The organism is Paenibacillus sp. BR1-192, assembly GCF_029542445.1.
GTDB classification, from domain to species: Bacteria; Bacillota; Bacilli; order Paenibacillales; family Paenibacillaceae; genus Paenibacillus_AQ; species Paenibacillus_AQ lautus_A.
In genome coordinates, this window is sequence record NZ_CP120718.1 from 6,234,117 (window position 1) to 6,253,900 (window position 19,784).

Consider the following 19,784-nt stretch of genomic DNA (forward strand, 5'->3'; position numbering starts at 1 on the left):
TTCCTTATGTAGTAAGCTTCCAAAACATAACCTGCGTGGTTAAGGATGAACAAAGTGTAACTATTTCGCCGCTTCCACGAAAGCCGCTGCACGGCGCTGGATCTCGTCCGAATTCCCGGACGCAAGCGCATCCTTCGGAAGCAGCGCGCTCCCTAAACCCACCGCTGCCGCGCCTGCGTTAAAATAATCCGGAAGATTGCCCAGCGTAACTCCGCCCGTGGCAAGCAGCGGAATGTGATTCAGCGGGCCCTGAAGCTCCCGGATAAACGACAAGCCGATGCTTGCCATAGGAAACAGCTTCACGATCTCCGCCCCGGCGGCGTACGCCGCAACGATCTCCGTTGGCGTCATCGCCCCGGGCCATACGTCGATTCCCTGCTCCAGGGCAAATTCGATGACGGAAAGATCCGTGTTCGGCGAGATCAGGAATTGGGCTCCGGCAGAGACCGCTTCCTTGGCCATCTCCACATCTAGGACGGTACCCGCGCCGACATACACGTCACCGTCATAGCGGGCGCGCCAATCCTGAATCATATGTAAAGCGCCCTTCGTATTCATCGTCACTTCCATAAACCGGATTCCGCCCCGGCTCAATCCTTCCCCCACGAAGCCCGCTTGTTCTTTTGTAATGCCGCGCACGATAGCAACGATTTTCTCGCGTTTCAGTTCGGCTGTCAGTGTCATTGACGTCCCCCCCATCTCTTTTTTTACACTTTCCGCGCCATCCTTAATCGGATTGGCCGCAGATGTTACACAATGATCACAGGCCATCTAATAAAGGGACCTGAAAATCGATATCCAAACGGTTCTCATCGAATAGGGTCGACCCTCATTCTGCGGCGTAACCTGCTTATGACTTCAACCTGCTTCAAGTATATGCGGTCCGGAGCGTTCACGCAAAAAAAAGCAGGCCGGGAGAATGTCTTCCCGACCTGCTCTTCAACATCTGCAGGTTATCCGCGGAATTCGGACAGCTCCGCGCCAAGTTCACGCGTGGCTCCGTATACGCTTTGATAGAGTCCAAACAATTTGTCATAGGCCTGAACCGCTTGCGGGTTTGGAGAATACGAGCGTGCCGGACGCAAAAACGCCTTCGCGCAGTCCTGAAGGCTTGGGAACCAGCCGCAGCCGTAAGCTGCAAGCATTGCCGCGCCCATGGCCGGGCCCTGCTCGCTTTCCAGCTTCACGATTTCCGCGTTGAACACATCCGCCTGCATCTGCAGCCAGGTCTCGTTCTTGGCTCCGCCGCCAATGGAAATCACGCGGTCGATCTGCTTGCCCGATGCCCGTAGGATATCGATGGATTCGCGGAGAGAGAACGTGATCCCCTCGAGTACCGAACGCGCAAAGTGAGGCAGCTTATGCCCGGCGTCCATGCCAATGAAGCTGCCGCGGATGGTGGCGTCCGGATGGGGCGTGCGTTCGCCGACAATATACGGCGTGAACAGCAGCCCGCCGCTGCCTACCGGGATATTCCCGATATCGCTTAACAGCGCGTCAAAGGAAACATCCGGAGCAAAGGTATCCTTGAACCAGGTCAGGCTGTATCCCGCTGCGAGGGTTACCCCCATGATATAATAAGCGTCTTTCTCGCTATGGTTAAAGAAATGGACCTTTCCTTCAAAATCCACCTCACGGCGCTCCTCATAGGACAGCACCACGCCCGATGTACCAATGCTGCACATCGTCTGCCCTTCTTCGAGAATGCCGGCGCCGATAGCGCCGCAGGCGTTGTCCGCCCCGCCGGCAAATACCTTCGTCTCCGGCAGCAGAGCGGCTTGCTCGGCAATCTCGGGGAGCAGCGTGCCGCATTCGTCGAAGGATTCGACCAACGGCGGGCATAAGGTGTGCGGCAGCTGGAAAGCATCCAGAATGTCGGTGCTCCAGGATTTCCCGGCCACGTCCAGCAGCAGCGTGCCGGCTGCATCGGAGTAGTCCATCGCGTATTGTCCGGTCAAGCGGAAACGCACGTAATCCTTAGGCAGCAGGAACAGGGCAGCCCGTTCGAGCACTTCCGGCTCAAACTCCTGGACCCAGAGAATCTTCGGCAGAGTGAAGCCTTCCAGCGCGCGATTGCGTGCAATGCCGAGCAGCTTCTCCTGCAAGGTCTCCTCGATGCGGCGGCATTGCGCCGTTGTCCGGGTGTCGTTCCACAGGATCGCCGGCCGCAGCACGGCGCCCTCTCCGTCTACCAGGACCAAACCATGCATTTGGCCGGAGAAGCTCAATCCCTCAACCTCGGATGGATGTATGTTGTTTCCTTTCATTAATTGTCGTAGCGACAATACCGTTTTGTCCACCCAGTCCTCCGGCCACTGTTCGCTGTAACCGGGCTTCGGCTGGCTCAGCGGGTATGACTCCGAATGCTCGGCAACCACCGTGCCGCTGCGGTCCACCAGCACGGTCTTCACGGCACTGGTCCCCAAATCAACTCCGATAACGTAACTCATCTATATCCTCCTTCGTCTCCTCATGAACCGAACATGAAAACATCGTTGGCATTCTCCCCTAGACGCATCGTCTGGTCCGGGACATGCCTCCAATGACTGCCGACCATCGATCGCGCCATCGTTTCCGGTTTGAAATAAGTACACCGGCATCCCTGGAGGGAGCCGGTGAAGGTTTTGGATTTCATGGAACAAGCTTAAACAGCCGTACCGTTATGAATTAATTCGCAAGAATGTACTGATTCAGAATCGCCTTCAGCATTTCTTGGCGTCCGGACTCGTTTTTGCGAGGGGACTCGTTGTTCAGCGCGTATTCCGCAAGGGAAGCCAGCGTAGCCTTACCGGATACGACGTCAGCGCCGATGCCTTCATTAAAGCTGCTGTAGCGCTTCGCGATGAAGTCCTCGAATACGCGGTCTTCGATCAGCTTCGCTGCCACTTTCAAGCCTTTTGCGTAAGTATCCATACCGGCGATGTGCGCATGGAACAGATCTTCCGGCTCGAAGGATGGACGGCGAACCTTCGCGTCGAAGTTCACGCCGCCGCGGCCGAGGCCGCCGTTCATCAGCACTTCGTACAGCGTCAATGTAGCGTCATAGATGTTAACCGGGAATTCGTCCGTATCCCATCCGATAAGCATATCGCCTTGGTTCGCGTCGAGGGAACCGAGCATGCCGTTGATGCGTGCTACGCGAAGCTCATGTTCGAAGGTATGACCGGCCAGCGTGGCGTGGTTTGCTTCGAGATTCAATTTAAAATGCTTGTCGAGACCGTATTTCTGCAGGAATGCAATCGTAGTAGCCGCATCGAAGTCATATTGGTGCTTGGTCGGCTCCTTCGGTTTAGGCTCGATCAGGAACTGAGCGTCAAAGCCGATTTCCTTCGCGTAATCCACCGCCATATGGAACAGGCGCGCCAGATTATCCAGTTCAAGGCCCATATCCGTGTTCAGCAGGGTCTCGTAGCCTTCACGGCCTCCCCAGAACACGTAGTTCTCGGCGCCGAGGCGTTTGCCGACTTCGAGGCCCTTCTTGATTTGCGCTGCCGCATGAGCGTATACATCGGCGTTGCACGTAGTGCCCGCACCATGCATGAAACGAGGATTCGTGAACATGTTGGCCGTGTTCCACAGCAATTTTTTGCCGGTGGACTTCATGTGGTCTTCAATCGAGTCCACGATCGTATCGATGTTGCTGTAGAACTCGCGCAGGCTGCTGCCTTCCGGCGCAATGTCCACGTCGTGGAAGCAGAAATACGGAAGGTTCATCTTCTCCATGAATTCAAAGCCTGCCTCAACGCGTGCTTTGGCAAGGTCCATGCCGGAGTAGTTGCCCCAAGGACGAACCGCCGTGTCGGCACCGAACGGATCGGAGCCGCCTGCAGTCAATGTATGCCAGTAAGCCATCGCGAAACGGAGATGCTCTTCCATCGTTTTGCCGGCTACGACTTCTGTCGGATTATAAAATTTAAAAGCATAAGGGTTGGTCGATTTGCTGCCTTCGTACTCGACTTTGCTAATGTTGTTAAAATAGGCCATGAATAAATCCTCCTATACCTTGTTAAGGTGTGGTTAACGCTTACAAGGTTATCCTATCACAGCTCCTCCACTTTGTCTATTGGTTAAACAAAGTTATTCCTTTACAAGTTTTTCAAAAGCGATTCCGCCTGCCGTTGTGACGGTTTCGCTCTGCGGCAAAGGACATGTTCCCCATCTAATCCAGGGTACACTCTTCCTCCACATTCGAATGAAGACATCGCCCATCGGATCCGGCTCATTAATGATTCCGTGACTTAAGCGGCGTTACGGGCTGTTGCATTTTCTCGTCTTTGCCCCTAGACTATGAGCATATCAAGTCTCACAAGCCTAACTGGATTAGGAAAGCAAGACTAAAAGGATGAATACACATGACGAATATTACCGGTGACCAGGCTCTGGTCAAAAAAATAAACACTTCCATCATTCTCGATACGATACGTCAACACGCGCCGGTCTCCCGGGCGAAGGTGTCCAAGCTGACAGGCCTGAACAAGGCTACCGTCTCCAATCTTGTGCAGGAGCTGTGCAGCAACCACCTGGTCCAGGAAATCGGGCCCGGCGAATCCAGCGGCGGCAGGAAGCCGCAGCTGCTGCTGTTTAACGGACAAGCCGGGTATGCCATCGGCGTCGAGCTGCGCGTGAAGCAGATAACCGCCGTGCTTACCGATCTGGAAGGACGGATCCTTGCCGAAGAGGACACGGCGCTTGAAGGGCACGACGTTGAATCGGTGACGAGGCTGATGGTGGGCATGATCCACGGCCTGATGCGTCAGGCCCCTCCCTCCCCGTACGGCATCATCGGGATCGGCGTGGGCGTCCCGGGAATGGTCGACGGCGACGGCACCGTCCTCTTCGCCCCCAACCTGGGGTGGGACATGGTCCCGCTGCAGGAGCAGCTCGAGCTTGAGCTCGGACTCCCCGTCACCATCGACAATGAAGCGAATGCGGGTGCCCAGGGCGAGCTGCGCTTCGGAGCCGGCCGGGACGCCCGCCATCTCCTCTATATCAGTGCCGGCAGCGGTATCGGCTCCGGCATCATCATCAATGGCGAGCTCTATAAGGGAGCCCGCGGATATGCCGGCGAAAGCGGCCATATGTCCATTGAGGCCGAGGGACGGGAATGCAGCTGCGGCAACCGCGGCTGCTGGGAGCTGTACGCCTCGGAGAAATCCTATGACGGCAGAGATGCCGTTCTTCCGTCCAGGCGGACGTCCGAGCTTGTCCATCATGCCGAGCTCGGCCATGAGGAGACCATCCGGCATTTCGAGGAGCTTGGACGCTATCTCGGCATTGGCATAACCAATCTTGTCAATGGATTCAATCCGCAATCGGTCATCATCGGCGGTCCGCTGTCCGACGCCCGGGCTTGGATCGAAGAAACGCTCCAGCAGGTCGTTGCCCAGCGCACGCTTCCATACCATCGTGAGCGGATGGAGATCCGGTTTGCGGAGCTGGGCAGCCGCTCTACCATGATCGGTGCAGCCTACTCTGCCATTTCGCAATTTCTTGGCCCGGTACGGGTCTCCATGCCGATTCATTAAAATTGACGATATTTTGTCGTAATTAGCGCCCAGCATATTAAGGAAAATCCAGCGATTTTCCGCTATAATTAATCTCGTCCTGTAATTTAAATCACGTTCTCCTCGCGGAGAAAAGTGTGATCGTTATACAAAAGGGAGAGGAAACGCTCAAATGACCTATGTAAGCACTGCGGAAATATCGGCACAAATGTTTGTGACCGTATTGCTGTTTCTCCTAGTTATCGCACCTTTGTTCAGTCTCGCCATCATGCGTTTTTTTCAAGGCAAGAAAAAAGTCGGCTTCATTCTCCTCGGCTCCGGCGTGGCGGCATACGTCGTATTCCAGATCATCATGAGCCTGTTTTTCAGCAAGTGAACATGATCTGTACGAACGCATGGCAGCATGAGCATGGCTCGGCAACAAAAAAAGCTCCTTCCCGAGGCTCGGGAAGGAGCTTTTTATCATAAGCAAGCGATTGGCTTGCCATCTGCTGATGAGATTAAGCTTCCGGATTCAACGCTTTGTTGAACTGGAGCTTGTTCATGCCAAGAATTCGGTGCTCACCGATGATGGTGAGAGGTACAGCGCGAACGCCCATATCCCATACTTGCTGTGCGAATTCGTCGTTCTGCTCGATGTTGCGCTCTTCAAACTCGATGCCTTGATCGGACAAGAAGCCTTTTACTTGTTTGCAGTGCGGGCAGTTGTTCGAAGTGTATACAATCACGTTTTCCATGGTCGGTCAGTCTCCTCTACTCATGATTTGGGCTGCTTACAGCCGGTTCGATCTCTATCTATCAGTTTACAACACGACAGCGCTGTGTTCCAAGCTCTCGATGTATTTCTCCGCATCCATAGCCGCCATACAGCCGCTTCCCGCTGCCGTGATCGCTTGTCTGTAACGGGTATCCTGCACGTCGCCGCAAGCAAATACGCCTTGGATATTCGTTTCGGATGTTCCCGGAGTCGTTACGATATAACCGTTCGGGTCGGTCGTAATGCTTCCGCCAAGGAAACCGGTGTTCGGATGGTGGCCGATCGCCACGAACACGCCGCTGACCGCGATCGTCTCTTCTTCGCCGGTCTCATTGTTGAGCACTTTGATGCCTTTTACGCCTGTCTCGTCCGCAATGACTTCCTGCGGCGTGCGGTTCAATGCCCATTCGATCTTCTCGTTGGCACGGGCGCGATCCTGCATGATTTTCGATGCACGAAGCTCCTCCCGACGGTGAACCAGCGTTACTTTGGATGCAAAGCGGGTCAGGAAGTTGGCTTCCTCCAGCGCGGAATCGCCGCCGCCTACAACAACGATCTCTTTCCCTCGGAAGAAGAATCCGTCGCAGGTTGCGCATGTGCTGACGCCGCGTCCCACATTGTCCTGCTCTCCCGGAATGCCGAGATATTTGGCCGTTGCGCCCGTAGAGATAATCAGCGTCTCGGCAACCACCTCGCCCATTCCGTCAACGTCCAGCTTGAACGGACGCTCTCCGAATTCCACGCTGTTCACCCAGCCTGTACGAAATTCCGCGCCAAAACGTTCCGCCTGCTGGCGCATATTGTCCATCAGCTCAGGACCCATGATGCCTTCGGGAAACCCCGGGAAATTTTCAACTTCGGTCGTGGTTGTCAGCTGTCCGCCAGGTTGCGGACCTTCAATGACGAGCGGGCTCAAATTCGCGCGAGCCAGATAAATGGCAGCCGTAAGCCCGGCAGGGCCTGTGCCTATAATAACGGATTTGTACATATCGTTTCCCTCCTATATATGGAACAATTAATTATAATCATTATAAATTAATATTAATTATGGTTATATCGGAGCCGTCTGTCAATATGTCACATCACACCCCAACTGCAAATATTGTTAATCCATTCTTCATAAACCGCTGGGGAATTTACTATTTTGAAAAAATGAATCTCCTGCTCGAAAGAACACCTCGTTGTAAAACGTTTACTTCGAGGTCAGGAGTGCGCTGAGATCAGGTTAGAAGAATTTTGGGTTACGAAAAGACTTCAACCACACGATTAACGGTGCGAAGATGAATGTTTGATGAAGTTCCGAAGCGAAACGCGATACCTGCACAAATCCCCCTGTACTCGCCATGCGAGCTCAGAGGGATTCTTAGCTAGGTCATGATTTTCCAGATGCTCAGATTTCTCCGATTATTCAATGTAATCATCCCAATGCTGATTTTGAGTACTTGGGTTATACCGGTTATCCGACAGATTAACATACGAAAGTCCCGTCAGTTTCTCTATGAATTCCGGCTCGCTCTGGAGTTGGTTTCGGCTTAGGTCAAGGAATCTCAGATTCTGCAGCTGCCCCATCTCCATGGGAAGTTCCAAAATCCCCGTGTAATTCATACTAAGCTGCTCCAGCAACCTCAATCGTCCGATCTCCGGAGGGACCCTCGTCAACGATACTTCCTCTCTCCGGATCACATGATCTGTAGGTCCATGATAACTCCCGCACGCGATATTCAAGCGTTTTAACTGGGTCAACTCACCGATCTCCGCCGGAATCTCCACCAGATCCTCCGTATATACCGTCAAATCCTCTAATTTCGTAAGACCGAACAGGGCCGCAGGCAGTCTGGTGACGTAACTTTCATGGATCATAAGTTCCTTCAGCTCCTTCAGCTCTCCGATGCTTTCAGGAATCTCCCGGATGCCAAAACCGAAAATTTCAAGCTTGCGCGGTTTGTGAAACAATACATCCTGCCAAAATACTTCAAACTTCTTATGTTCCGGACGGCTTAGAAACAGGCCTGGAACCATGGCCGATATGTTCTCGGCTTCTTCTTGGCCGATCTGAAGCCCGCCCATTCGTTCATGAGCTACATGATGTAAGAGGTCTTGTCCATCATGATCCCAAAAGTTCAAATCCTCCGGCAGATGGGGATGCTGCCATGCAAACAGATCATCCGCCGCCTGCTTCAACACAACAGCGGCTTCCTCGCAGCATTTATAAATATAGTAAGTGCCCGCTCCGTATTCAATCCCGTTGCCACGCACGGTCTCCTCATCCAATCGCTTCATGATATCGCGCTCGCTAATCTTGCGTTCTTCGATCAGATAAGGCTCAAGCAGCGAAAACACACGCTCGGCTTCCTCCATGAGCTGGAACTCTCCACGTCTTGCTAACACGAATACCGCCGACCGCTCCATCGCATAATCAATCAGCCAGGAATAAGCAGCTCCCCTAGGAGAGTCGTAAAAGAATGCCATATTACTGATCACCTCTACCTCTCATCTTCCACGAATTCAAGCAGCCTGTTTATTTCGCTGCCCACAGTAAAATCCCCTTCTTCTCCAGCAAGGAAAAGAAGGGGACGCTTTGTCATTGCAGATGATACTCAGTCCATTAACGGCTGCTGCGCAGGAGGCGCAGCCCGTTCAGGATGACCAGAATCGTGCTTCCTTCGTGGCCGATGACCCCGAGCGGCAGCGCTACGCCTTCGATGAAATTGGCTGCAATCAGTGTCAAGATGACGGTAATGGCAAAGATCATGTTTTGCTTTACGATGCGTTGAACCTTGCGTGCCACTTTGACGGTACCGGCGATTTCATCGATGTTGTCGTTCATCAGCACCGCATCCGCCACCTCCAGCGCGGTTCCGCTTCCCGAAACGCCCATGCCGATGCCGACGGTTGCCGTGGCCAGCGCCGGCGCATCGTTCACGCCATCCCCTACCATGACCACATGGCCGTAACGGGCACGCAGGTCCTTAATATGGGTAACCTTATCTTCCGGCAGCAGGTCGGAGAACACCATGTCGACGCCGCTTTGCTTGGCGATGACTTCTGCCGTCGCCTTGCGGTCCCCCGTCAGCATCGCTACCTTGATGCCCAGCTGCTGGAGCCGCTTCACGGCCATGGCCGCCTGAGGACGGACCGCGTCCTGCAGCGCGATCATGCCCACGATGCTTTCCCCTTTCAGGATAACGGATACCGTTTTGCCTTCGGATTCCAGCGTGTTCCGAATGGACAGCCAGTGCTGGCGATTCTCTTGAACGGCGCCCAAGCTTTCATCTTGATCCGAAATCGCACCCGAACGCGGATCTCCGGTCCCTTCATCCAGAATATCGCTTTTGCCTATTTTCCAGGTGACTCCCGCAACTTCCGCCTGCATGCCCCAGCCAGTGATGGACTGACCGTTCTCTACCTGCTGCAGCGGAGCTCCCTCTTTCTCGGCCGATTGGACAATCGCCAGAGCCAACGGGTGCTCCGACATCCGTTCGATGGAAGCGCTGATGCCAAGCAGTTCGTGCCGATCCCATCCCTCACCTGCGATAAAATCCGTAACCACGGGTGAGCCGAGCGTCAAGGTACCGGTCTTATCAAATGCGACAACGGCCGTGCGCGCCATATTCTCGATGTGGGCACCGCCCTTGAACAAGACACCCTTTCGGGCGCGATTGGAAATCGCCGACAGCATCGCTGGCATAATGGAAGACACCAGCGCGCAAGGGGATGCCACAACGAGAAACACCATCGCTTTATAGAAGGTAGTATCCCAATCCCATCCCAGAACGGGAGTGGCCAGAACGATCAGCGCCACGGTCGCAATGACTACGACGCGGGCATAAATCGATTCGAACCGCTTGATGAACCGCTGCGATTCCGGCACCTCGTTCTCCGCTTCTTCCACCAGCCGGACGATCTTGGCGAACAGCGTAAATTCCGCCGATTGGGTAACCTCAATGTACAGGACCCCTTCCCCGTTTAAGGTGCCTGTGAACACTTCATCGCCTACGGACTTATCGACCGGCACGGATTCGCCGGTAATGGAGGCCTGGTTAACGGAGGAGCTGCCGCGATAGATTTTGCCGTCTGCCGGAATCAGCTCGCCCGGCTTCACCAGGATGAGATCGCCGATCTCCAGCTTGTTGATGGATACCGACACCATTTCCCCCTTCTCGATGCGAAGGGCCGTCTCCGGCTGCAGCTCCATCAAGGACGAGATGTCCTTGCGGCTTCTTTCCATCGTATAACTCTCAAGCGCTCCGCTGAGGGCAAAGATGAAGATCAGCATCGCGCCTTCGTTCCAATATCCGATCGCCGCAGCCCCCATAGCGGCAGCGATCATCAGCAGGTTCACATCCAGATCGCGTTCCTTGAGAAGGGTCTCGACGCCTTCTTTGGCTTTCACCCATCCGCCGACGGCGTAGGATATCACGTACAGCACAACGGAGAGCGGCTCAGACCATTGGCTGGTCAGCCAGGCCACCAGCATCAACAAACCGCTGCCCAGCGCAGCCACTACCTCCGCATTGCTCAGCAGGCTGCGGATATCCCATTTCCCCGGCTGCCTCGGCTCACGCGGATCAGCTCCATTTTCTATTGTCGATATGCGTCCAGTTGTCGTTTGATTTTGTATCCATTGCATAACCAATCACCTTCCTAGTTGAGAATGAAATCCATTATTACTACCCTTAAAATGACACATGCTGCCCCGGCTAGGCCGGAGCAGCATGCTAAATGAGAATGAGAATCATTTTTGAACTTATACAATTTATTTTCCTTCGTACAACTTTATATGTATCATACTCACTTTGCTTTCATTTGTAAACCATATTTTTCACGTCATTTTAATTTCTGAAGAGCACTATCGGAGTTGTTGTCCACACATATGAGGCGGACGAGCTTCCAAACGTAAAAAAGGTCCTAGCGATTGGGACTGCCCCCCGTTTGTGAGACAGGGATCAAAACACCTTGCAAGTTTAAGCAGCCAGTTGCCGGAAATGAAACGGCGACTGGTTGTTTAGTTTTGTTTGAATGCGAATTGAGTTATAGTAAGTAATGTAGTCTCGAATGGTCTGCTCGACGATGGCCGTCGTCGTACAGGTTAAACCTTCGAGATAGAACGTTTCAGACTTTAGCGTGGAATGAAACGATTCAATGGGGGCATTATCAGCGGGCGTACCCTTGCGGGACATGCTCATGGTAATGCCTTTTCCCTTTACAGCTTCTTGATAAGCCTGAGATGTGTAGACGCTGCCCTGATCGCTATGGAGCATGGTGCCCGGCAGAGCGGGCAGCTGACCCAGCGTGTCCAGGACAAACCCGGTGTCTTGCTTGTCAGAAATACTGTACGCCACAATCTCACCGTTAAACAAGTCCAAGATACTCGACAGGTATAACGTTTTTCCGCCAAACGGTAAATACGTAATATCTGTAACGAGTTTTTGCATGGGGGCATCGGCTGCAAATTGGCGCTTTAACAAGTGTTCTGCGATATAAGCTGGCTGGCCTGTAGGTTTGCGTTTCTTCACCTTGACACGACATTGGAGCCCCTCACGCTGCATAATCCGCTGCACGCGTTTATGGTTAATCTTACGCTCCATCCGAAGTAGAGCCGTGATCTTCCGGTATCCATAACGAAATTTATGCTGACTACAGAGTTCTCGAATCTTCTCTACCATGTGATCTTTACATGGGTTCTCGTAGGCGTCCTTCCAGCGATAGTAGGTGGAGCGAGAAAGCCCGATCCATGCACACGCTTGAGTTACACTGACTTCTCCTCGAACAGACTCAACCCACTCCACTACAGCCTTTGGCGACACCTCCTTTGCATTTCCACGAACTTTTTTAGCAGATCTAATTGTTGCTTCAAAAACCGATTTTCCGCCTGCACCTTCTCGAGTTCTGATGCATATTCAGGGCCTTTACCGTAGCTGTATTGTTTACCGACAGGTTGCTTCAACCGGTTCCATTGGCCGCTGCGATACCATCTCATCCAGGTCTCCACTTGTGTCTTATTTCGTATGTTCAGTTGGTCCATGACTTCTTTCACTGGAATGCCATCCAACCTCATTTCAATAGCTTTCTTTTTCACTTCTACTGGATAGCTGACTCTCGTTGCCAACGCAAAAACACCTCCATAGTTGTCCCCATATCTTACGACATGGTTGCATTCTCTTGAAGGTGTTTTTAATCTGTCTCACGTTATGGGGTCAGTCCCATTTCTTCGCAAGGACCTGGACCTCTCTTATGAACCAAACCATATAAAGCGCTCTCATTCCCTCAATCGACGATCGTGGAGCATCTGCGCCGCATTTCCAATCTTGCGCCGGTTATCCGTATGGCCGCAAGTTCCGAAGGATGACAGCATACCTCGTGTATGCCCTGCCGGTACACCATCCGCAAATCCGCAGTGCCTACGCCATTGATCCGGAGCGTCAACTGCGGCTTCGTTCGTCTGATTCGACTGATCATCTCCGAGAACGCCGAGACCTTATGACCTCCTTCATCCGATGATGCGGAATCCCCTTTGCCTTCGCAATCGAATACCAGCAAATCGGCCAAACGGGCAATCTCCGCCGCAGCCAACGGGCTCATTCCTTCGCCAAGCAGCGCCCCGTAACGGATTCGGACAAAACGCTTCTGATCCATCAAGGTCTGCTCCGCCACTTCTTCGATAAAATTATGGATCGATATAAACTCATCCGCATGTGCCGGACGCACAGCCAACAGCTCTAAATGGCAGTCTATGCCTTCCGCCCCGCACTGCTCCATCGCCCGGAACAAGGACTCGAGCTGAGCATCCTGCGCCTCGCGCAAATCCATCGTATTGGAAAGCCGGGCATCTTGCAGCAAACTGATCGCGCATCGGGCTCCGGCTGCCGCTTGAAACACCGACACCCAATACGTCACCCATAACATAATGAGTCTCCGTCTTAACAAAGCGCTCTTCTCCGCGCTCCGTGAATTCAGCCATGCCGAATATACCTCCTGCAGCAGGCCATGCTGCAAAGCATCCTCACCGCGTATCAGTCCGATTCCCTGAGCACCCTGCTCGAGATCACGTGTTATGGATTCAGGATCCGCGGATCGGCTCATGACTTTCAGTCTTCGGTTCCTGTCACTCCACCCCAGCAGTCGGGTCAAGGAAGGTCTGTCCGTGCCGTTATGACGAATCCCCGAAACCCTGAGGGCTTCTTCAATGTCGTCGGGCGATGCCAGTAACAGCAATACCTCCTCATGGGTGACTCCTCCTGCCATAGCAAAATGCTTCAGCAGATCCGTCTCGGGAGAAAAATCGTTTGCCGTGATGTCCTCTGCTCCGATAAACTTCTTATCTTCCCATAAACGCTCTCCCAATTCACTGCCTGCTCCCCAATGCCTTTCCGTCATGGTTATCCTTCTACTCCCTTTCACCTTGAATTGGATAAACGCTTCTTTACAGGTTATTATGAAACATTTGGAAATATACAGCGCACGGGATAAACACAGATCGAAAAAATATCCACCCCCGACCATTTCCCAACCATTTATAATTGAGGAACGGGCCGAAGCGAGAGAACAAAGAGGAGGAAGAGACATGCGAACCGATTATGACCATTGGGAACCCGTCAGCGTATCGGAGGCTGCCGGGATTTTTGCGGAAATCCCCGTTCATTGGTATATCGCAGGAGGATGGGCGTTAGATTTGCATTTGGGAGAGCAGACCAGAGAACACAGCGATACCGATATCCTGATCCATCGCGAAGAGCAGGCCGATGTTTATGCCGCTTTAACCAAAGAATGGACGCTGTACAAAGCCGATCAAGGAACCTTGTCGTTATGGGAAGAAGGCGAGTATCTGCATTCCGTCGGGGATGTGTGGGTCAGTAAGGATGCCAAAGCTCCATTTGCATTCCAGCTCATGTTGACGGAAACCGAACAGGATTGCTGGGTCTATCACCGGCAACCGTCGATCCGAAGACCGCTTCGCGATATCTTGTTGAAGACAGACCAAGGAATCCCCTACCTGAAGCCGGAAATACAACTCCTGTGTAAAGGAGGCAGCAGGAACATCCGCGACAAAGACGAGCGGGATTTCAGTACGGTCCTCCCCACCCTGGACCATGAGGCTATAGAGTGGCTGGCCCAATCGCTCCGCACGCAATTTCCGGAAGGTCATCCCTGGATCGACTACATCGAATCAACGGGGTAACTGCCGTGTGGCATCACAAAAAATAGGGCGCCTTCCCCCAAGAGGGAAAGCGCCCTTTGTCTTACCTATCGATATAGCAGGATTGTCTTACTTCTGGCTGGCCGCAATCGCTTGTTCCAGATCGTACAAAATATCGTCGATGGACTCGGTCCCGATCGACAGACGCAGCAGTTCCGGATTGACGCCTGCCGTAAGCTGCTCGTCTTCGGACAGCTGCTGATGCGTCGTGCTGGCCGGATGGATGATAAGCGACTTGGAATCGCCAACATTGGCAAGGTGGGAGAACAGCTTCACGTTCTCGATCACCTTCTGCCCTGCTGCTGCCCCGCCTTTAATGCCGAAGGTCAGAATGGCGCCTTGGCCCTTCGGCAGGTACTTTTGCGCCAGCTCATACGAAGGGTGGCTCGGCAGCCCTGCATAGCTGACCCATTCCACGGCTTCGTGATTCTCCAGATACTTGGCAACCTTCAGCGCATTCTCGCTATGGCGCTCCACCCGGAGATGCAGCGTCTCCAGCCCTTGGAGAAGCAGCCAGGAATTGAACGGGGACAGCGACGCGCCGATATCCCGCAGCAGCTGCACACGCGCTTTGATAATGTAAGCGATCGGGCCTACGGCTTCTGTATACACGACGCCATGATAGCTTGGATCCGGCTGCGTCAATCCCGGGAACTTGTCATTAGCCGTCCAATCGAATTTACCGCTATCGACAATGACCCCGCCGATGGAAGTGCCGTGGCCGCCGATGAATTTGGTCGCGGAATGAACGACGATATCCGCTCCATATTCAATCGGGCGCAGCAGATACGGGCTAGGGAACGTATTGTCGACGATCAGCGGAATGCCGTTCTCATGCGCGATGGCTGCAACGGCTTCCACGTCCAGCACATTCCCCTGCGGGTTGCCGATCGTTTCGGCGAACAGCGCCTTCGTCTTGCCGTTGATCGCTTGGCGGAAATTTTCCGGATCCGTGGAATCCACGAAATGGACCTTGATGCCCAGCTTCGCCAGCGTATTGGAAAATAAATTATAAGTGCCGCCATACAAACTCGAGGAGGAAACGATTTCATCACCTGCACCCGCGATGTTCAGAATGGAGAAGGTGATGGCTGCCTGCCCGGAAGATGTCGCCAGTGCTCCGGCCCCGCCTTCAAGCGCTGCAATCCGTTTCTCGAATACATCCGTGGTCGGGTTCATGATACGCGTATAGATGTTGCCGAATTCTTTAAGCGCAAACAGATTGGCTGCGTGCTCGCTGTCTTTAAACCCGTAGGAAGTGGTCTGGTAAAGAGGGACCGCGCGGGATAATGTGGTCGGGTCAAGCTCCTGACCGGCGTGAACCGCTAGCGTTTCAATGGAAAATTGGCGTTCTTCTGACATGGGTATTTCCTCCCTTTTCTTCATATGGAAAGTATGATCATTTCATAATTTCTCCCATTCTCTCATACTTTCCTTCGTTTGAAAAGAGTGATACCCAACTAATTTCATCGGAATATAATATTTTATTTTGCATGAGGTTTGAAAACCTCTTCATTCCTTCTCCTGTTGATAAACTTTCCCCCATCCATAACCGGCTTCGGGGGACGTATCCTCGGGCATGCCCGGCAAGATCAGGCCGCCGTCAATACGAAGGTTAATGCCGGTAATATAGGAAGCCGCATCCGAGCACAGCCAAGCGATGGCTTCCCCGATGTCCGACGGCGTCCCCAATCGCCCCAGTGGGATTTTGCTGCCAAGCGGCTCTTCCTCCGCCGATTGCTCCGGCTTGTGAACCGTCGCACCCGGAGCGACGCAGTTCACCCGGATGCCATGCGGCGCCCATTCCAGCGCCAGCGATTGCGCCGCGCGGATCAGCGCCGCCTTCATGCCGCCGTAGATGCTGTCCTTCGGATAGGCTCTCTCTCCCCGGGAGGACGTAATGAAAATGACGTTTCCCGGAATTCCTTGGGCGATCATCTCCCGAACCGCATATTTGCTGAGCAGCATCGGCGCCCGGAAATCAAGATTCATCGTCATGTCCAGCGCATCCTCTTCAAGCTCCGTCAACTCGTCGTATAGACCGATACCGGCATTGTTCACCAGCAAATCGATCCGGCCGAATTCCTCCAGCGTCTTTCGTATCGTATTCTCCGCTTCGCTGCGAACGGTCAAATCGCTCTGAATAATAAGCGGCTCCTTGCCATAGGTATGGCCGATGTCCTCCGCTACATCCACGATCCCTTCTTTGCTGGAATTGTAGGTCATCGCCAGCCGGTAGCCTTTTTCAGCCAGCACCTTGGCAATGCCTCGTCCGATTCCCGCGCCAGCGCCCGTTACCAGCGCCACCTTCTCCGTTCCCTGTTTACTTACGGTTCCCATGATTTCTCGCTCCCTTCCGAATTCATCCTTTCATGCCACAGTCGCTTGCCGCCGTTCAACGATGACGCGCACCGTGCCTACCCTTCCTTACCCTGTTCAGAAACGGATGATTGGCTTTCGATAGATAAAGTCGGCATGGCGGGCGTTCAAATGGTACATATTTGAATCCATTCCGATATTTATACGTAGTGTATATTAATATGGCTTTCCATATACGATAAACAAAAAGGAGCGTGACCTTATGAGCTCTATGATCTGGATCTTTGCAGGCGTTCTGCTAGCCGTATTCCTGATCATGATTCCCGTACAGTACCGGTATATTGCAGCGTTAAAGGAAGATCCCCGAAGGCAGGGGACCAATCAGGAAACGTATTACAACAATATGTCCTTTCAGGAAGAACAGCTCCACTACAATACGCAAGTCTTGTTTTTGCCTTCCACCATGGTTGCCTCGTGGATTTATAATTGGAGGCATAAGAGCGGAAAAACGACCAAGTAGGCGAATTTAAGCGAATGAAAACGCAAAAATCATCGCCCGAATGAAGGCGATGATTTTTCATGATCCAAGCTATACTCACCCGCGTCTGGCTAAGGCGTTCATATGTAGGAAAAAGGTGTCCTCCAGTGTAGGCGCCTTCTCCATGAACTCGGGACCCGGCTGCTTTTTCCCCATCAGCCTGACTCTCATCCGATGCTCCGTCATTTGAAAATGAATCAGCAGCTCCTGCGGTATCCGCTCGAAGTCTTCCAAATCGATCTCGCCTTCCCAGACGCTGGAGGCCACATTCAGCTTCCATTGGGTCGGCGAACCGATAAACCGGAGGCGGCCGCGGTGTATCCAGATCACGGTATCCGCAGCCTCTTCCCATTCGTTCAGCTCGTGGGCCGCAACGATCACCATACGGCCCCGGGCGTATTTGGTCAGATACGTGATGAGAAATTTGCGCTCCTCCGCGTCCATGCCGTTCAAAGGCTCATCCAAGAACAGAAAAGACGGCGAGGCCAACAGCGCTTGTACGACGGCAATGCGCCGCTGCACCCCTTGCGACAAATTCTTGACCTTGCTCTTGCGGAAAGGCTCCAGCCGAAAGTCCGCCATCAGCCTGTCAATAGCCTCCGGGTTAAACACGCCCTTCAATTCGGCCATATAGGTCAGCAGCTTGCCGACCTTCATATCTCCATACAGCTCGATATCCGCCGGAACATACCCGATTTGACTGCGGATCAGCGGCAAATGATCCCCTGCCCTGCGCCCGCTGTACAGGATCTCGCCTGCATCGGGTGCCTGCAGCGTGGTCAGCAGCTCGATCAGGGTTGTTTTTCCGGCGCCGTTCGCCCCCACGATGAGGTTCAGGCCGGATTGAATCTCCGCTTTCTCGATTTCAAGCCGGTACGTGCCTGCCTGCCGTTCCAGTCCTTCCAGCCTAATCATTCGCCAATCTCCAGGCTCCGTTCAGCTTCAAGCTGCGTCCGTAGGAAGAAATCAGCAGAATCAAGCCGATCACAAGCAGGGACATGTCCGTCAGCATCTTGCCGCTCATGGAAACGCCGTGGTCCACGATTTGGCCCTGTATCACGATCCACATGCCGTACACCAACACCGCCGAGATCAGCGAATAGACCATGCCTTTGCGAAACAGCATATACATCGCGGCCCCTCCCGTCACCAGCAGAATGCCCATCCACTCCAGAATAAACGGTCCGAATAAAAAGCGGGAGGATTCTGCTTGGATGGATCGAAGCCCGAGCGCAAGGGTACTGAGCAAGGCCATTCCGACGACGATGCCCGTCACGAGAAGCAGGCGGGTATACAAGACCAGTGCCGGCGGGTAAGGGGTCAGCGTCTCCACGGCCCGCATCCCTTTATCCCAGGTTCGGCTGCTGAACAGCATCGATACGATCAGCAGCAAAGGGGTGATCAATGGAAAAATGCCGCCGGGCAATCCGGCAAATTGATCAAGCGGATATTCCGGATCGATCAGCATGACCAGCATGCAGAATACCGCGCCTGCCGTGAGCAGAATGGATCTTTGATTCAATCGAATCTGGCTCCGAAGGATCTGTTTCAATGAGGGCGGGTCGACCTGCGGATTAAAATCCAGCTTGGGCGACTCGGGCTCAATCCGGAGCTGATTAAACTCCCCCTGAAGGGACGCGATGAGCTGGGCCGTCTCATCCGGCGTCGGCGACGGAAGAGCCGCGCGTCTGAGCGGGCCGCGAAGCTCGTCTTCAAGTCTTCTCAATTCATTATCGAATGGATGATCCATGGAGATACACCTCACTTTCTTTTACTTTGCTCTGCGAATCAGACTCTTCCGACTTGGAGCGGTTCCGTACCTGTTCCTGAGGACTCTTCTCCCGCGTCCTTCGGGACGAATGGACGGGAACCAAATCGGAATGCTCCATGGACAATGTTTTCTTCAGCTTTCTCAAGCCGTTATATAAATGCGTTTTGACCGTGCTCAAGGGGAGGTCGACCAGGTCGGCGATTTCCTGCAGCTTCAGGTCATGAAAGAACCGAAGCGATATGACTTCCTGTTGTATATCGGGCAAGGTCTCGAGCGACGCCGCAATTTCGAGGGAAGTTTCCTGTCTTTCCACAAGCTCCTCCGCGCCCGGTTCAGGGTCGTATGCATCCGGCATCTCCTCACCCGCAAGACCTTCGGACCTGTAGGATGCGCTTTTCCAATAATCCTTGCACATATTCAGAGCGACGCGGTACAGCCAGGAGCGAACATGCTCGAGCGTCCCGTGCTGCTTCAGATGCCGGATGAGCCGGATAAAGGTTTCCTGAACGATATCCTGGGCCTTTTGCCTGTCGGCCAGCCTCTGGGTCGTATAACTGAGCAGCGGACCATGGTACCTCGTCACCAGCATTTCAAACGCTTCCTGGTCGCCGGCAGCCATGCGTTCGGACAGCTGCTGATCGGAAATCATGCCTTCCCCCCTTTCTACATGCATTCTCATCTTCCGTTATAACTATTTC

At 53.5% G+C, this 19,784-nt stretch carries 18 protein-coding genes; 4 read left to right on the forward strand and 14 right to left on the reverse strand.

Annotated elements, in window-relative coordinates; genetic code table 11:
* Positions 1–60 precede the first annotated feature (60 nt).
* The 3 genes from P0X86_RS28715 to xylA all read right to left on the reverse strand — a co-directional run bounded on the left by P0X86_RS28715 (position 61) and on the right by xylA (position 3,984).
* Complete coding sequence (locus P0X86_RS28715; protein WP_277747061.1) at positions 61–684, reverse strand: bifunctional 4-hydroxy-2-oxoglutarate aldolase/2-dehydro-3-deoxy-phosphogluconate aldolase; 624 nt, start codon at positions 682–684, stop codon at positions 61–63.
* Positions 685–953: 269 nt separating this feature from the next.
* Positions 954–2,450, reverse strand: a complete 1,497-nt coding sequence (gene xylB / locus P0X86_RS28720; protein WP_277747062.1) for a xylulokinase — start codon at positions 2,448–2,450, stop codon at positions 954–956.
* A gap of 217 nt (positions 2,451–2,667) precedes the next feature.
* Positions 2,668–3,984: a xylose isomerase gene (gene xylA, locus P0X86_RS28725; protein ID WP_015737501.1), complete on the reverse strand. Its 1,317-nt coding sequence runs from the start codon at positions 3,982–3,984 to the stop codon at positions 2,668–2,670.
* Between the two features lie 368 nt (positions 3,985–4,352).
* Between xylA and P0X86_RS28730 the strand changes: the two genes are divergently transcribed.
* Positions 4,353–5,525, forward strand: a complete 1,173-nt coding sequence (locus P0X86_RS28730) for an ROK family protein (RefSeq protein WP_277747063.1) — start codon at positions 4,353–4,355, stop codon at positions 5,523–5,525.
* 151 nt (positions 5,526–5,676) lie between these two features.
* On the forward strand, positions 5,677–5,880 hold the full coding sequence (locus P0X86_RS28735; RefSeq protein WP_277747064.1) for a hypothetical protein: 204 nt from the start codon (positions 5,677–5,679) through the stop codon (positions 5,878–5,880).
* A 124-nt stretch (positions 5,881–6,004) separates the two neighbouring features.
* Here P0X86_RS28735 and P0X86_RS28740 read toward each other — a convergent pair whose 3' ends face one another.
* The 6 genes from P0X86_RS28740 to P0X86_RS28765 all read right to left on the reverse strand — a co-directional run bounded on the left by P0X86_RS28740 (position 6,005) and on the right by P0X86_RS28765 (position 13,638).
* Positions 6,005–6,241, reverse strand: a complete 237-nt coding sequence (locus tag P0X86_RS28740; RefSeq protein ID WP_006212730.1) for a glutaredoxin family protein — start codon at positions 6,239–6,241, stop codon at positions 6,005–6,007.
* A gap of 66 nt (positions 6,242–6,307) precedes the next feature.
* On the reverse strand, positions 6,308–7,249 hold the full coding sequence (gene trxB / locus P0X86_RS28745; RefSeq protein ID WP_015737504.1) for a thioredoxin-disulfide reductase: 942 nt from the start codon (positions 7,247–7,249) through the stop codon (positions 6,308–6,310).
* A 416-nt stretch (positions 7,250–7,665) separates the two neighbouring features.
* The gene (locus tag P0X86_RS28750) at positions 7,666–8,730 is read right to left on the reverse strand and encodes a leucine-rich repeat domain-containing protein (RefSeq protein ID WP_277747065.1); all 1,065 of its coding nucleotides are present in this window, start codon (positions 8,728–8,730) and stop codon (positions 7,666–7,668) included.
* 136 nt (positions 8,731–8,866) lie between these two features.
* Positions 8,867–10,891, reverse strand: a complete 2,025-nt coding sequence (locus tag P0X86_RS28755; RefSeq protein WP_277747066.1) for a heavy metal translocating P-type ATPase — start codon at positions 10,889–10,891, stop codon at positions 8,867–8,869.
* A gap of 334 nt (positions 10,892–11,225) precedes the next feature.
* Positions 11,226–12,370 (reverse strand): IS3 family transposase gene (locus P0X86_RS28760; RefSeq protein ID WP_277746525.1). Its coding sequence is split into 2 segments (ribosomal slippage): positions 11,226–12,076 and positions 12,076–12,370, totalling 1,146 coding nucleotides; the frame shifts between segments, so codons are not numbered across the junction.
* A gap of 158 nt (positions 12,371–12,528) precedes the next feature.
* The gene (locus P0X86_RS28765; RefSeq protein WP_277747068.1) at positions 12,529–13,638 is read right to left on the reverse strand and encodes a PEP-utilizing enzyme, TIM barrel domain protein; all 1,110 of its coding nucleotides are present in this window, start codon (positions 13,636–13,638) and stop codon (positions 12,529–12,531) included.
* 187 nt (positions 13,639–13,825) lie between these two features.
* Between P0X86_RS28765 and P0X86_RS28770 the strand changes: the two genes are divergently transcribed.
* Complete coding sequence (locus tag P0X86_RS28770) at positions 13,826–14,440, forward strand: nucleotidyltransferase domain-containing protein (protein ID WP_277747069.1); 615 nt, start codon at positions 13,826–13,828, stop codon at positions 14,438–14,440.
* 87 nt (positions 14,441–14,527) lie between these two features.
* Here P0X86_RS28770 and P0X86_RS28775 read toward each other — a convergent pair whose 3' ends face one another.
* Entirely contained in the window at positions 14,528–15,820 is a 1,293-nt protein-coding gene (locus P0X86_RS28775) for a homocysteine synthase (protein ID WP_009594125.1), read from the reverse strand.
* Between the two features lie 150 nt (positions 15,821–15,970).
* Positions 15,971–16,798, reverse strand: coding sequence for an SDR family NAD(P)-dependent oxidoreductase (locus P0X86_RS28780; RefSeq protein WP_277747070.1), 828 nt, complete (start codon positions 16,796–16,798; stop codon positions 15,971–15,973).
* 241 nt (positions 16,799–17,039) lie between these two features.
* Here P0X86_RS28780 and P0X86_RS28785 point away from each other — a divergent pair, with 241 nt between their 5' ends.
* Positions 17,040–17,297, forward strand: a complete 258-nt coding sequence (locus tag P0X86_RS28785; RefSeq protein WP_277747071.1) for a DUF3949 domain-containing protein — start codon at positions 17,040–17,042, stop codon at positions 17,295–17,297.
* Between the two features lie 75 nt (positions 17,298–17,372).
* Here P0X86_RS28785 and P0X86_RS28790 read toward each other — a convergent pair whose 3' ends face one another.
* From P0X86_RS28790 to P0X86_RS28800, 3 genes are read right to left on the reverse strand one after another with little or no spacing between them, the layout of a single operon-like run.
* The gene (locus tag P0X86_RS28790) at positions 17,373–18,230 is read right to left on the reverse strand and encodes an ATP-binding cassette domain-containing protein (protein WP_036663839.1); all 858 of its coding nucleotides are present in this window, start codon (positions 18,228–18,230) and stop codon (positions 17,373–17,375) included.
* Positions 18,223–19,065, reverse strand: a complete 843-nt coding sequence (locus P0X86_RS28795) for a hypothetical protein (protein ID WP_015737511.1) — start codon at positions 19,063–19,065, stop codon at positions 18,223–18,225. The genes P0X86_RS28790 and P0X86_RS28795 overlap by 8 nt, the downstream gene beginning before the upstream one ends.
* The gene (locus P0X86_RS28800; RefSeq protein ID WP_009594062.1) at positions 19,046–19,735 is read right to left on the reverse strand and encodes an RNA polymerase sigma factor; all 690 of its coding nucleotides are present in this window, start codon (positions 19,733–19,735) and stop codon (positions 19,046–19,048) included. Before P0X86_RS28800 ends, P0X86_RS28795 begins: the two co-directional genes overlap by 20 nt.
* Positions 19,736–19,784 lie beyond the last annotated feature (49 nt).

Bases quoted from the DNA above. Each gene is read 5' to 3' on its own strand.
- P0X86_RS28715 (WP_277747061.1), bottom strand. From the start codon at position 684: ATGACACTGACAGCCGAACTGAAACGCGAGAAAATCGTTGCTATCGTG.
- xylB (WP_277747062.1), bottom strand. From the start codon at position 2,450: ATGAGTTACGTTATCGGAGTTGATTTGGGGACCAGTGCCGTGAAGACC.
- xylA (WP_015737501.1), bottom strand. From the start codon at position 3,984: ATGGCCTATTTTAACAACATTAGCAAAGTCGAGTACGAAGGCAGCAAA.
- P0X86_RS28730 (WP_277747063.1), top strand. From the start codon at position 4,353: ATGACGAATATTACCGGTGACCAGGCTCTGGTCAAAAAAATAAACACT.
- P0X86_RS28735 (WP_277747064.1), top strand. From the start codon at position 5,677: ATGACCTATGTAAGCACTGCGGAAATATCGGCACAAATGTTTGTGACC.
- P0X86_RS28740 (WP_006212730.1), bottom strand. From the start codon at position 6,241: ATGGAAAACGTGATTGTATACACTTCGAACAACTGCCCGCACTGCAAA.
- trxB (WP_015737504.1), bottom strand. From the start codon at position 7,249: ATGTACAAATCCGTTATTATAGGCACAGGCCCTGCCGGGCTTACGGCT.
- P0X86_RS28750 (WP_277747065.1), bottom strand. From the start codon at position 8,730: ATGGCATTCTTTTACGACTCTCCTAGGGGAGCTGCTTATTCCTGGCTG.
- P0X86_RS28755 (WP_277747066.1), bottom strand. From the start codon at position 10,891: ATGCAATGGATACAAAATCAAACGACAACTGGACGCATATCGACAATA.
- P0X86_RS28765 (WP_277747068.1), bottom strand. From the start codon at position 13,638: ATGACGGAAAGGCATTGGGGAGCAGGCAGTGAATTGGGAGAGCGTTTA.
- P0X86_RS28770 (WP_277747069.1), top strand. From the start codon at position 13,826: ATGCGAACCGATTATGACCATTGGGAACCCGTCAGCGTATCGGAGGCT.
- P0X86_RS28775 (WP_009594125.1), bottom strand. From the start codon at position 15,820: ATGTCAGAAGAACGCCAATTTTCCATTGAAACGCTAGCGGTTCACGCC.
- P0X86_RS28780 (WP_277747070.1), bottom strand. From the start codon at position 16,798: ATGGGAACCGTAAGTAAACAGGGAACGGAGAAGGTGGCGCTGGTAACG.
- P0X86_RS28785 (WP_277747071.1), top strand. From the start codon at position 17,040: ATGAGCTCTATGATCTGGATCTTTGCAGGCGTTCTGCTAGCCGTATTC.
- P0X86_RS28790 (WP_036663839.1), bottom strand. From the start codon at position 18,230: ATGATTAGGCTGGAAGGACTGGAACGGCAGGCAGGCACGTACCGGCTT.
- P0X86_RS28795 (WP_015737511.1), bottom strand. From the start codon at position 19,065: ATGGATCATCCATTCGATAATGAATTGAGAAGACTTGAAGACGAGCTT.
- P0X86_RS28800 (WP_009594062.1), bottom strand. From the start codon at position 19,735: ATGATTTCCGATCAGCAGCTGTCCGAACGCATGGCTGCCGGCGACCAG.